Source organism: Phyllobacterium sp. A18/5-2 (genome assembly GCF_025452215.1).
Taxonomy (GTDB): Bacteria; Pseudomonadota; Alphaproteobacteria; order Rhizobiales; family Rhizobiaceae; genus Phyllobacterium; species Phyllobacterium sophorae.
Genome location: NZ_CP104966.1, coordinates 940,600 through 953,489 on the forward strand (window position 1 = coordinate 940,600; position 12,890 = coordinate 953,489).

Below are 12,890 nucleotides of genomic sequence, written 5' to 3' on the forward strand. Positions count from 1 at the left end.
TTGCGGCCACGTTCGCCCAAGTCAGGCGGCCTGTTTCAATGCGGCCTTCTGCGTCTGAAAGGCCCAATCGAGCCAAAGCGTGAGCGCTTCGAGGTCGGCAGATCTCGATCGTAGCGCCCGCCCATATGCGCAAGCCTGAAGGTGCATCGCGATAGGCGCCAATGTCATAGGCGACGCCTTCCTTTTCCAGAACCGCCACAAGGTTTTTCGCGAAATCTGCCTGAACGTCGTTGGCAAGAGCCGTGATTTCGGGATCAACGATGGTAAGGCATACCGAGGTGTTGGACCGTGTTGCAGGAACCGTCGCGAGATTGGCAATCCAGGGCGTGCGCTCGACGAAAGCATCGAGTACCGCAAAGTTCTTGTCCGCGCGTTCAACCAGACCATCGAGGCCGCCGATCGACTTTGCCCAGTTCAAAGCGTCGAGATACTCCTCGACGCAGAGCATTGATGGCGTATTGATCGTCTCACCGGCAAAGATACCTTCGATCAGTTTGCCGCCGGAAGTCAGGCGGAAAATCTTCGGAAGCGGCCACGCCGGTTTATAACTCAGCAGACGCTCGACAGCGCGGGGGCTGAGAACCAGCATGCCGTGCGCGCCCTCGCCGCCAAGGACCTTCTGCCAAGAGAACGTAACAACATCGAGCTTATCGAAGTCCAGCCGCTGGGCAAAGGCAGCCGAGGTTGCATCGCAAATGGTCAAGCCTTTGCGGGCCGCGGGAATGAAATCACCATTCGGCACGCGGACGCCTGACGTGGTCCCGTTCCAGGTGAAAACCACATCTCGGTCGAAATCAACCGTGGAAAGATCCGGCAATTCACCGTATCCGGCTTCAATGGTGCGGGCATCGGCGAGCTTCAATTGCTTGATGACATCCGTCACCCAGCCGGCACCAAAGCTTTCCCAGGCGACCATATCCACACCGCGCTCGCCAAGGAGCGACCAGAGGGCCATTTCGACAGCGCCGGTGTCGGAAGCAGGAACAATGCCGATACGATAATCGGCCGGAACCTGCAGAACTTCGCGGGTAAGATCGATTGCCTGCTTTAGCTTCGCCTTGCCCACCTTGGCACGATGCGAACGGCCGAGTGGTGCGTCGGAAAGCGCATTGAGCGACCATCCGGGACGTTTTGCGCAGGGACCTGATGAAAAATTGGGGTTGGCCGGGCGCAGCGCCGGCTTTGATAGCGTGGTCATGTTTTCTCCTATCCTCACAGATAGCACGCCTCTCGTTGGGGAGAGGTGGCCCACTCCGGGAACTAGGAGAAATGTCGCTGGCAGTCAAGATATTTGTTTGAGCGCGACATGGATTACTGTCGCCGCCATGCGGTCGCGGAGCCCAGATACAAATCAAAACGGCAGGAAAGTGCTTCCTGCCGTTTCGGAATTAACAAGTTCTATCAATTAGAAAGCGTAACGCACGCCCACTTTGAAGTCATGCGACGCAATGTCCTTGAACTTGAATGGTTCTGGATTAGCTCGAGTCTGGGAGTTGATGTAATTGAAGGCATCGCCGGTTTTGCCATCACCAAGATCAACGTAGCTGTAGCCGATATCGATGGTCATGCGATCCGTCGCCTTGATACCAACACCCGCATGGAGCGCCCAAGCGAGCTCCCACTGCGAGGCGCTGCCCGCGTAGCCGCCGCCGCCCGTTATGATGTTGTCGTCAGTGAACCCGGATATCGTGTTCCGCGATGCGCCGATGCCCGCGCCCACATAAGGCGTTATACCGCTGAACGTCCCGAGATCGGCGTAAGCATTGGCCAGGAACAGCCATTCGGATTTCTTGGCGTGATATTCGTTGGTCGCTTCATCACCATTGTCTGGAATGCCATCTGTATCGTAGAAATCGAGCGCACTAAACTCGGTTTTACCGCGATATTGTGCCGTGACGTCAGCTCGGAACCAATCATTGAACTGATAGCCGATACCGATCTGTCCGATCACTCCGGCGTCGAACTCGCCGTCATTGAGCCAGGAATGAACAACGGGGTCGGAAAAGCCGACATAGTCCAGTTCGTCGAACCTCTGATTGCTCATGCCAATGTCACCACGCAGATACCATCCGCTGAATGGCTGAACTTCGACAATCGGGTCTTCCTGGATATCTGCCGAGTAGGCCGGTGCAGCCGCCAGGCATAGGAGCGCTGCGCTCAATACAGCATGTTTGTTGAAAGTGCTCATTTCTATTTCCCTCACAAGGCCGGTGATCAAAGCGCAGCGACTGCTACTAAAGGTTGTGTAAGCCAATATGAGGGGAAAAAGTTAAATCCCGCTTAACCGTGTTTATTCACCATATTCATTAACGTTAATCGATCCTGAACAGTAATAACGACAAAGCGGAAAGCAAAATGGGCCCGAATTCGGACCCATTTTATTTAGCAACCAAAATAAAGAAGGTTATGCAGCCGAAGAGATCACAGAAATGATGTCATTGACAACGGATTCGACCAGCTTCCGGTCGTCGCCCTCGGCCATGACCCGGATCAAAGGCTCGGTTCCGGACGGGCGAATGACCAATCGTCCCGAATTGCCCAGGCGTTCGCGTGCCTCGTCAATCGCGTTTTTCACCTTCTTGTCCTCAAGCGGCTTGCCGCCTGAAGTGCGAACATTCTTCAAGAGCTGCGGTACCGGATCAAATTTACGGCAAACCTCACTGACGGGTCTTCCCTGCTCCTGAACCACCGCAAGAATTTGCAGGGCAGAAACCAGTCCATCACCCGTCGTGGAGTAATCCGAAAGCACAATATGGCCCGACTGTTCGCCGCCAATATTGAATCCATGATTGCGCATGTGCTCGACCACATAGCGATCGCCAACCTTCGTACGGGCCAGCGTAAGGCCGCGATCGACGAGAAAGCGTTCAAAGCCGAGATTGGACATAATCGTCGCCACGACACCGCCACCCGAGAGGCGATCGGACTCCTGCCAGGACTGGGCAATGACTGCCATGAGCTGGTCGCCATCAACAATGGCGCCATTTTCATCGACTATCAGCACGCGGTCGGCATCGCCATCCAGTGCGATACCGATGTCGGCTCGCACTTCGTGTACTTTCTTGATCAGCCCCAGTGGGTGGGTAGAACCGCAATCCTCGTTGATGTTGGTACCATTCGGTTTGTCATTGATGGTAACAACCTCAGCGCCGAGTTCCCAGAGTGCTGCAGGCGCCACCTTGTAGGCCGCACCATTGGCGCAATCGACAACGATCCGAAGCCCGGACAGCGAGATATTCTTTGGCATCGTCCGCTTGGCGAATTCGATATAGCGATAAATATCACCCTCAACCCGCTTGGCCCGGCCAAGAGCCTCAAAGCTCGACAGACGATCAACGAGATTCTCATCCATCAATCGTTCTATTTCGAGTTCGATTTCATCAGACAGCTTGAACCCATCTGGTCCAAAAAGCTTGATACCGTTGTCGTGATATGGATTGTGCGAGGCTGATATCATGACGCCAATATCGGCACGCAGCGACCGGCAAAGCATCGCAACAGCGGGCGTTGGAATTGGGCCGAGAAGAAATACATCCATACCCGTCGAGGTGAATCCCGCAACAAGGGCGTTTTCGATCATATAGCCGGAAAGCCGCGTGTCCTTGCCGATTACGACGCGGTTTCGGTGTTCTCCGCGTTTGAATGCGAGGCCGACAGCCATGCCGACCTTCATCGCGATATCCGGTGTCATTGGATAGGCATTTGCCTGGCCACGAATACCATCAGTGCCAAAATATTTGCGCGCCATACTGGTCATCCAAATTTTTGGGCTGCCTGATTTCCGGGTCCGATCGGATAGCAGCCCGTTGTGTCTGGAGCTTGGCCTTCGCTTATCGCAAAAGCCCCTCAACTTCGCATCTCACAAATTGTGTAGCGATTATACTTACTTCCAATACATGAACAACTCGTACGAACGGCCGGTTTTCACCGGCCGTTCGTACAAGATATATACCACATTCAGGACTGTGGTTGCGGTTCAAGACCTTTATCAGGCTCGTCGCCCTTGCGTGGCTTCTTTGCCGAACCTGCTTTTGGTACTGCCGAACCACGCGATGGCGGTGTATCATCGCCTAGATCGCGCGCAGGCTTGCCGCCAGCCATCAGGGCCTTGATTTCCTCACCGGTCAGCGTCTCATACTCGAGCAGGCCCTCGGCGATCGCGATCCATTCCTTCTTTTTCTTGGTCAGAATGGCGCGGGCATGATTGTAGGCATCGTCAATCAGCTTGCGAACCTCCGCATCAATCAGCTGTGCTGTCTCCTCGGAAACGTTCTGCGTACGCGCTACGGAGTGGCCCAGGAACACCTCTTCCTGATTCTCGCCATAGGCTACCTGACCGAGCTTGTCGGAGAAGCCCCAACGCGTCACCATGGCACGCGCCAGCTTGGTTGCCTGTTCGATATCGGACGAAGCACCGGATGTAATATTTTCCTTGCCGAACTTTAGTTCCTCGGCGATACGGCCACCCATCATGATGGCAAGGCGCGAAATCATCCATTTGTAGCTCATCGAATAGCGATCAGCCTCTGGCAACTGCATAACCATGCCGAGCGCACGGCCGCGAGGAATAATCGTCGCTTTGTGCAGCGGATCCGCTACCTCGACATTCAGCGCTACAATGGCATGACCAGCCTCATGATAAGCGGTCAATTCCTTTTCCGCCTGGGTCATGGCTGTCGAGCGCCGCTCGGCACCCATCATGATCTTGTCCTTGGCATCCTCGAATTCGAGCATGGTGACGAGACGCTTGTTGCGCCGGGCAGCCATCAAGGCAGCCTCGTTGACGAGGTTCATGAGATCTGCGCCAGAGAACCCGGGGGTTCCGCGAGCCAGAATCTTCAGGTCCACGTTCGGTGCCAGCGGAACGTTACGAGCATGAACTTTCAGGATCTTCTCACGACCGGTCACGTCCGGATTTGGCACGACCACCTGGCGGTCGAAACGGCCTGGACGCAACAATGCTGGATCAAGCACATCCGGGCGGTTGGTTGCAGCGATGAGGATGACGCCCTCATTGGCCTCAAAACCGTCCATCTCGACGAGCAGCTGGTTCAGTGTCTGCTCACGCTCGTCATTGCCTCCGCCGAGGCCGGCGCCACGATGACGGCCAACCGCATCGATTTCATCGATGAAGATGATGCAAGGCGCATTTTTCTTCGCCTGTTCGAACATGTCGCGTACGCGGGACGCACCGACACCGACAAACATTTCAACGAAATCAGAACCGGAAATGGTGAAGAAGGGTACATTCGCTTCCCCGGCGATAGCACGAGCGAGCAGGGTCTTGCCCGTACCGGGCGGCCCTACGAGCAGCACACCACGCGGAATTCGCCCGCCTAGCCGTTGAAATTTCTGCGCGTCACGCAGGAACTCGACGATTTCCTCGAGATCTTCCTTGGCTTCGTCAACGCCTGCGACATCCTGGAACGTCACACGGCCATGCGCTTCGGTCAAAAGTTTGGCCTTGGATTTGCCAAAGCCCATAGCGCCACGCGAGCCGCCCTGCATCTGGCGCATGAAGAATATCCATACACCCAGGATAAGGATCATGGGCAGCCAGGAAATCAGCATACCAACGAGCGATGTCGAGCCATCGGATTCAGGCCGCGCCGCGATTTGCACATTCTTGCTTTCCAGGCGCCCAACGAGACCAGCGTCACCGGGCGAATAGGTCTGGAAGTTCGAACCGTTGTCGGAATAGGTACCCGTGATGCGGTTACCAGCAATCGTTACCGATTTCACACGGCCGCTATTCACGTCACTAATGAACTGCGAATAAGGAACATCGCTTGATGCCGAACGCGAGGTCGGGCTTTGAAAAAGATTGAACAACGCAATCAGAAGCAAGGCGATAATCGCCCACAACGCGAAGTTCCTGTAGTTAGGATTCATATCGGGTCCCATCAATCACAACCGCAAGGACGCGGAATTTACACGTAACATAGGTTCGAAGCATGGCCTTGCCAAGACTGGCATTCAAACTGAGGTCAATTCTTGTTAATCTGGTTTACAGGATAGGCCTGTATTTGGAAGATATCTGCAACGGATTGAGCCAGAATTTCATCATAACCTGAAAGGATATGGTCGAACAGGGCAAGGTGCCTCGTTACGGTGACACCCTCGGGCAACTTCGCGTGATCGGCACCTGCATATGCTCCAATGATCTTCCCATCGGAAAGCACGATGGGGCACGTGCGGACCGAAGGGCGGTAAAGACCCGGATATCCGTTCTCTTCCAAAAAAATCACCCCGTCAGTCCCGCAAGCAACGGTCCTGAATTGCTGATCCGAACGGTTCTCAATCCGGTACCGGCCATCCCAAATCGCAGTGTAACCGGGCTCGACTGCGATTTCCGGCATTGATCTCATTTCACGGTAGATCAACGCCTTTTCCCGCTTCAGCTCCAAAACGCAGCGGCCGATCGTGACGCGCCCCGACAGCCGGCCCGAAGCCAGATGTTGCAAGGCTTTGTTGCAAGATTCAGCAGACGGCAGGAAGGACAGTCCGCCCATAACCGCAATCAGCACACCAATGGCCAGCCGTTTGACATTCGCATCCTGCCTGGCCCAGCACTCACAGGTGATTTCCGCGTGAAGTCCATCACTGATCGTCACACAACGCGGCAACAGCAGCGCCACCTTGGCGTTCAAGGAACGTCTTTGCGCAACCTTCTGGGCAATGTCTCGCCGAATATTCGCACGCTCATCATCCTTTAGCGCTTTGCGAATGCGAACACGTTCGTAATGTGGGTCATCGTTGGAAGGATCATCACACCAGCCAATGGCCCTCGCACGCAAGTAATCGCGCAAAGTTTCGCGTGATAACTCGAGTAACGGCCGCACGAGCCAGATTTCGCGGTCAAGCAATGTTGTTGCCGCCATGCTTGCCAGGCCGCGTTCACTGCCTCCCTTGCCGGTACGTGCAGATCGCATGACAAAGGTTTCGATCTGGTCATCGAGCGTGTGACCGGTAAAAATCACATGCGTGCCCGCGTCGCGCGCAGCTTCACACAGGAGGCTGTAACGCGCATCCCGCGCCTTCGCCGACACGCCGGTGGATGGTTTAGCTCCGTTCCAATCCAGAATACGATGGGGAATACCTGCGTCCTTGCATAGCTCTGCGACATAGCGCGCTTCTCCAGCCGATTCCGGGCGCAACCGGTGATCGATTGTCACAGCGGCGATCTGGGGGAAGCCTGAATGCCCCGCGCCGAAAGCAATCAGGAGATATAGCAGGGCAAGGGAATCACTGCCGCCGGACACGGCGACAATGATGGACTTCAACCCTTCGAAATCAACCGGGCCGAAAATGCTATTCGGATCGAGCTGTGGCTCAGCATTTATTGACGGCACGTTCATTCTTCACGCGCTCTTTGATGGCCGCTGAAATATTCGGATAGCGCGAGTTGACCGATGCAAACGTCGCACAGGCGACGTCATGGTCCCGCATCTTGGCGAGAGTCATGCCGAGTTTCAGCAGATTTTCGGGGCTCTTCTTGGAATCAGGAAACTGCTTGTGGTTGTCGAGAAATACCGAAGCTGCTTCCTGATAGCGCCCTTGGCCATAGAGGGATTCACCCAGCCAGTAGCGCGCATCCGGGTCAGCCGGATCTTTCGGGAACCGTTCGACATGGCTGCGAAACGCAACTTCTGCGCTCTTGTAGTCCCCCGACAGGAACAGCTGGTAGGCCTGACTGTAGAGGACTTTCGGATCGTCGGTTTGCGGCAATGCTGCGACGATCGTATTTTCTACTGGCTGCGCCGGATCGTCGTTCTTCGAGCCACCGATTACGTTGCCATTGGCATCAAACTCGATTTTGCCAAGTTCGCGCGGCGGTTCGCCGAGCTGTTGAGAACCGGATGGATCGGATTGTGGATCAATAGCAGCGGAATCAGTGCGTCGTCCTGACGAGGTTGAATCAGCGGAGGCATCGCTCGATGCCTCCCCTGTTGTCCGCGAGGATGGAACGGAAGCAACAGTGCGATCGCCTTTGCCGCCCGCGTCCGACCGTTTGCCTTTTTCCAGTTCCTGGAACCGGAATTCATTGTCTTCCTGCACTTTCCGCATCTGCTCCTGCATTTGCAGAAGCTGGAAGTTCAATTCCTCGATCTTGCCGGTGAGCTGTCTGATCTGCTCTTCCAGCTGGCTGACACGCGGATCGCCCGCCTGCGCCATCAAGACGGGAGCATTGCTTGACGCAATGTCCACCTTTGGCGCTGGTCGGAAAACCCCACCATCAAGGCCTGCGGCATGGCTAACCCCGGTTGCCAAAAATGGCAGCACCGTCATTGCCAGTACCATTCTCTTCAGTCGTTTGTTCATTCCTTTTACCGCCCCTGATATGGGAATTGAAACACCGCTGTGATTTGCGGCAGCCTATCTAACACGAGCAGTGTGACTTCGGCCAAATTTTGTTTTTCGTGCTGTCAAAACAAAAAAGCGGCCCGAAAGCCGCTTTTCCTTGATGGAATCAATTCTCGCCTTAGCTGCCGGCACTGCCGAGAACAGTGATGGCGCGACGATTCTGCGACCAGCATGATTCGCTGTCGCAAACGGCAACTGGACGTTCATTGCCGTAGGAGATCGTCTTGATCCGCGCTGCGGGCAAGCCCTGCGATGCGAGGTAGTTGCGCGTAGCAGCTGCACGGCGCTGGCCGAGAGCGAGATTGTACTCGCGCGTTCCGCGTTCGTCGGCGTGGCCTTCAACGGTGATCGCGTAGTTCGGATAACGCTTGAGCCACTGTGCCTGCTTGGCCAATGTCTGCTGTGCGTCAGCGCGAATGACCGAAGAGTCGACATCGAAGAAAATACGATCGCCAACATTGACCGTGAAATCCTGGGTAGAGCCCGGGGTTGCACTGCCAGCCAGGCCAAGGTCACCAGCGCTGTTGGGCATGTTTTTCTTCGAAGCACAACCCGCAATGGCGAGAGACATGAATAAGGCAACGAAAACTGGACTGCGGGCGATCATTTCGAAGCGGCGCATAGCCTGGACTCCTTAAGAATTGAATTGTTTCGGTGAACAAGCAGTAACCATATTGAGGTTAAGGCCGGTTCAAGAAACAGGGTTAATCCCCTCTTAACACCAGGATTAACGGCGAAACTACGAACGTATCCTGCACCCTTAAGGCATTAAATACGGCGGAAAAACGACATTCGCGGCGATGCCGGGTACACCGCCGCGAATATACATGGTTGGTCCAATCTGCCGGATCAATCCAGCAACGGCGACCAGGCCGGGTCTGAAGCCAAATTCGGGGTTTGAATCTGACGAAGATTGCGTCCTGTCAGATCGACCGTCACAAGATGCGGGCTGTTGGAACCGGGCGGCTGGCGGAAGAACATCAGCACACGGCCATTCGGTGCCCAGGTGGGGCCTTCGTCATGATAGCCGCTCGACAGGATACGTTCACCGGATCCATCTGTTTTCATCACACCGATGGAGAATTGCCCGCCCGATTGCTTGGTGAAGGCGATCAAATCGCCGCGTGGTGACCATACCGGGGTGGAGTAAGACCCGTCACCAAACGAGATGCGCTGCGGATTCGATCCATCAGCGCCCATTTTGTAGATTTGCGGACGGCCACCACGGTCAGACTCGAACACGACCTGGCTGCCATCGGGTGCATAGGAAGCGCCGGTGTCGATCGCGGATGTGCTCGTCAAACGCGTTGTCGTACGGCTGCGCAAATCCATCGCGTAGACATTGGCGCTGCCATCTTCCTGCAGCAGGCTCATCACGACCTTCTGGCCATCGGGCGAAAAGCGGGGAGCGATCGTCATGCCAGGAAAATTACCGACAAGTTCGCGCTGTCCGGTCTCAAGCTGGAGCAGATAGATCTGCGGCTTGCCGCCCTCATAGGACATGTAGGTGATTTCCTGCTTGCTCGGCGAGAACCGCGGCGTCAGAACGAGGTCCTTGCCATTCGTCAGGTAACGCACGTTGGCACCGTCCTGATCCATGATCGCAAGGCGCTTGATCCGTTTTTTCCTTGGTGCCGGATTCATCGACATAGACGACACGCGTGTCGAAATAGCCTTTTTCACCGGTCAACTTCTCATAAATTGCGTCGGCAATGATGTGCGCCACGCGGCGCCAGCTCTCGGGAGACGTAAAGAACTGCTGACCGTCCAGTTGCTGGCCGGCAAATGTGTCCCAAAGCCTGAACTCTGCTTTCAGGCGGCCGTCACCCTGCTTGGTCACGCGCCCGGTAACGAGTGCCTGGGCGTTGATGACCTTCCAGTCTTCAAAGCGCGGAGCCGCATCAGGATTGGAGATTTTTTCGATGAATGCGCCCTTGTCGACCGGGGCGAACAGTCCTGATCGCTCAAGATCCGCAGCAATCACGCTGGAAATATTGGTTCCCAGCTGATCGCCGGATAAGAAATCGGTGATTGCAATGGGCATGGGCTCGACAACACCCTTGGTGATATCGAGTTTGAGCTGGGCTTTCGCTGGTAGCGTCGCAACGATCAGCGTTACGATGACCATTGCAAAAGCTGCACACAAAGTCCGGATTATATTTAGCATTAGTTCAGGGCCCTCTTTTGGCTGGCCTATTGTCGATCAGGTTGCACCCGGATGAAACGTCAGCTCGACGCTCGACCAGGTGTCGTATTTATCTTGAGGCAAGTTAAATGGTGCCGAACGCATTACTGCTCGCAGGGCGCTGCTCTTGACTGCGTTCAACAAGGCGGAATCTCCGCCGCTGCCACTCACTTCGGGGCGGCCGTCAATTTCGCCATTCTGTGTCAGCTTGAACTTGACGACGATTGTCATCTCCGGAGTTTCCTCGGCGCCAACTGGTTTATTCCAGTTTCCTTCGATGATCCCGCGCAGTGCATCCATCTCACTCTGGCTGAGCTTCGACCCGCCTGTGGCCTTATCGGCCCCAAGGGACGATTGATCCGTCGAACGCTTGGCTCCAGCAGCGGATGCCTTTTGCTTGTTAAGCAGATCAGCAACCTGATCGGCAATTCCGTCCTTTTCCTTCGATGGCGTCGCAGCGGTCTGCGTAGACTTTGGCTTTTCAGGCGTTTCCTTGCGATCGGGTGTCTTCGCCGTCTGTGCTGGAGGCGTCGGTTTTGCTTCGGGCTTGGCAACGTTCTCCGGTAGCTTGAATGCCTCTTCAACCGGCTTTTCGGCCACCGGGGCCGGTTCGACCTTCGGTGTTTCCGCTGGAGCCGGCTCGCTCTTCAATTCATTGATGGCTTCTGCCACCGGATCGGGCTTCACTTCCTGCTTGGGAGCTGGCTCCGGCTTCACTTCCGTTGCTGGCACAGGCGTCGGCTTCGGCTCCGGCTTGACCTCAGGTTTCGGCTCGGGCTGAGGTTCGGGCTTTGCCACTGGCATTTCCGACGGCTTGGGTGCTTCGGCGGCTTCCACGGGCTTCGGTTTTGTCTCTGTCGTCGGCTTGGTTTCTACATCAACCTCGCTGTCACCGATATTCTGGGCGTCCGGCTGGGTTTGCGGTTTTTCGGTAGGCTTGGGCGCTGGCTTTTCCGCTTTTGGTGCTTTCTTGTCACCCTTCTGCAACTGGCTGATATCGGAAACGATATCGATCGGCATTGATTCTGAATTCGCCAGATCCATAGGTGTCGGAGCGGAAAAGGACAACAGCCCCCATCCGAGCACGACGGCATGGATTATTGCAGAGGATGTGACGCTAGCCCGCATGACCGATCAGTTTCCCTCCGGTAGGCTGACGAGACCAATATTCTTGAAGCCAGACCCCGATATCTGGGCCATGACCTTCATGATCGTTCCGTAATCGGCCGCCTTGTCGCCTTTGACAAAAATCCGTTCATTGTAACCGGTCTTGGCAATCGCCTGCAGCTTGGGCACGATTTCTTCGACGGGAATTTCGGTCTCCTGCAAATAGACCTGACCCTGCTGGTTGATCGTGACATAAATCGGATCGGCTTCGCTGTTCAGCGTCTGCGCCGATGTCTCCGGCATGTCGATCGGCACGCCGACAGTCATCATCGGTGCAGTCACCATGAAGATGATCAGCAGGACGAGCATAACGTCGACCAGCGGCGTGACATTGATTTCGCTCATCACGCCTTTGCTGGAACGACCGCGCCGACGGCGTCCACCCGAAGAACCATTATTTCCTATCGACATGCCCATGGCATTATATCTCGCAAATACTGTATCGGTTACTCACACGGTCGCTCAGGTGCGCGGCAGCTTCTCATCGATTTGCCGCGAGAGTATGGCGGAGAATTCATCGGCGAAGCCTTCCATGCGCGCAGTCAGCTTGCCTGCGTCACTGGAGAGCTTGTTATAGGCAATGACCGCGGGAATAGCGGCGACAAGGCCGATAGCGGTCGCCAGGAGCGCTTCGGCGATACCCGGTGCAACGACAGCCAGACTTCGTGGATTTCGAACCCGCAATACCCATGAACGAGGTCATGATACCAATGACCGTCCCGAACAGACCAATGAATGGGCCAGCGGAGCCAATGGTCGCGAGGAAGGTCAAGCGTGCCGCAAGGTAATCGCTTTCGCGTGCCAGCGCCACATCCATCGCCTTGTCTATACGCATCTGCAGTGCGATCGGTGAACGGGCGCCTTTCTCGAACGACTTCTTCCATTCCCGCATGGCGGCGATGAAAATGGAGCCCATGCCGGTGGTGCGCTTGTCGCCAAGATTGCGATAGAGCTCCTCGAGCGATTGCCCCGACCAGAAGATTTGTTCGAACCGGTCAAAAGCTCGCTTGGCTCGGCCGGATCCGAGAATCTTGTCAATGATGATTGCCCAGGTCCAGATTGATGCACCGAGCAATCCCACCATCACCAGTTTCACGACAAAGCCGGCTTGCCAGAACAATCCCCACAGGGACATGTCCGATGTCTGGACGGCAACCGCTAAATTTTCCATATC

The 12,890-nt window shown here is 55.6% G+C and carries 8 protein-coding genes and 3 pseudogenes; all 11 read right to left on the minus strand.

Going from position 1 to position 12,890, the window contains the following annotated elements; all coding sequences use genetic code 11:
- Positions 1 to 21: 21 nt before the first annotated feature.
- Positions 22 to 1,198, minus strand: a pseudogene (locus N8E89_RS04690) (phosphoserine transaminase).
- A 207-nt stretch (positions 1,199 to 1,405) separates the two neighbouring features.
- Positions 1,406 to 2,188: an outer membrane protein gene (locus N8E89_RS04695; protein WP_106666997.1), complete on the minus strand. Its 783-nt coding sequence runs from the start codon at positions 2,186 to 2,188 to the stop codon at positions 1,406 to 1,408.
- Positions 2,189 to 2,404: 216 nt separating this feature from the next.
- Positions 2,405 to 3,748 carry a phosphoglucosamine mutase gene (glmM, locus tag N8E89_RS04700; RefSeq protein ID WP_106666998.1) on the minus strand — a complete coding sequence of 448 codons (1,344 nt, stop codon included), beginning with the start codon at positions 3,746 to 3,748 and terminating at the stop codon, positions 2,405 to 2,407.
- A gap of 209 nt (positions 3,749 to 3,957) precedes the next feature.
- Positions 3,958 to 5,892, minus strand: a complete 1,935-nt coding sequence (gene ftsH / locus N8E89_RS04705; protein ID WP_106666999.1) for an ATP-dependent zinc metalloprotease FtsH — start codon at positions 5,890 to 5,892, stop codon at positions 3,958 to 3,960.
- Between the two features lie 95 nt (positions 5,893 to 5,987).
- Complete coding sequence (gene tilS / locus N8E89_RS04710; protein ID WP_262261274.1) at positions 5,988 to 7,358, minus strand: tRNA lysidine(34) synthetase TilS; 1,371 nt, start codon at positions 7,356 to 7,358, stop codon at positions 5,988 to 5,990.
- A complete protein-coding gene (ybgF, locus tag N8E89_RS04715) occupies positions 7,333 to 8,322 on the minus strand; it encodes a tol-pal system protein YbgF (protein ID WP_262261276.1) in 990 nt (329 codons plus the stop codon). The genes tilS and ybgF overlap by 26 nt, the downstream gene beginning before the upstream one ends.
- A 160-nt stretch (positions 8,323 to 8,482) precedes the next feature.
- On the minus strand, positions 8,483 to 8,986 hold the full coding sequence (gene pal / locus N8E89_RS04720) for a peptidoglycan-associated lipoprotein Pal (RefSeq protein WP_106667002.1): 504 nt from the start codon (positions 8,984 to 8,986) through the stop codon (positions 8,483 to 8,485).
- 227 nt (positions 8,987 to 9,213) lie between these two features.
- Positions 9,214 to 10,531: pseudogene (gene tolB, locus N8E89_RS04725) on the minus strand (Tol-Pal system beta propeller repeat protein TolB).
- Between the two features lie 36 nt (positions 10,532 to 10,567).
- Entirely contained in the window at positions 10,568 to 11,677 is a 1,110-nt protein-coding gene (locus tag N8E89_RS04730) for a cell envelope integrity protein TolA (protein WP_262261280.1), read from the minus strand.
- A 6-nt stretch (positions 11,678 to 11,683) separates the two neighbouring features.
- Complete coding sequence (gene tolR / locus N8E89_RS04735; RefSeq protein WP_106667005.1) at positions 11,684 to 12,133, minus strand: protein TolR; 450 nt, start codon at positions 12,131 to 12,133, stop codon at positions 11,684 to 11,686.
- A gap of 45 nt (positions 12,134 to 12,178) precedes the next feature.
- Positions 12,179 to 12,887, minus strand: a pseudogene (gene tolQ, locus N8E89_RS04740) (protein TolQ).
- Positions 12,888 to 12,890 lie beyond the last annotated feature (3 nt).

Bases quoted from the DNA above. Each gene is read 5' to 3' on its own strand.
- N8E89_RS04695 (WP_106666997.1), bottom strand. From the start codon at position 2,188: ATGAGCACTTTCAACAAACATGCTGTATTGAGCGCAGCGCTCCTATGC.
- glmM (WP_106666998.1), bottom strand. From the start codon at position 3,748: ATGGCGCGCAAATATTTTGGCACTGATGGTATTCGTGGCCAGGCAAAT.
- ftsH (WP_106666999.1), bottom strand. From the start codon at position 5,892: ATGAATCCTAACTACAGGAACTTCGCGTTGTGGGCGATTATCGCCTTG.
- tilS (WP_262261274.1), bottom strand. From the start codon at position 7,358: ATGAACGTGCCGTCAATAAATGCTGAGCCACAGCTCGATCCGAATAGC.
- ybgF (WP_262261276.1), bottom strand. From the start codon at position 8,322: ATGAACAAACGACTGAAGAGAATGGTACTGGCAATGACGGTGCTGCCA.
- pal (WP_106667002.1), bottom strand. From the start codon at position 8,986: ATGCGCCGCTTCGAAATGATCGCCCGCAGTCCAGTTTTCGTTGCCTTA.
- N8E89_RS04730 (WP_262261280.1), bottom strand. From the start codon at position 11,677: ATGCGGGCTAGCGTCACATCCTCTGCAATAATCCATGCCGTCGTGCTC.
- tolR (WP_106667005.1), bottom strand. From the start codon at position 12,133: ATGGGCATGTCGATAGGAAATAATGGTTCTTCGGGTGGACGCCGTCGG.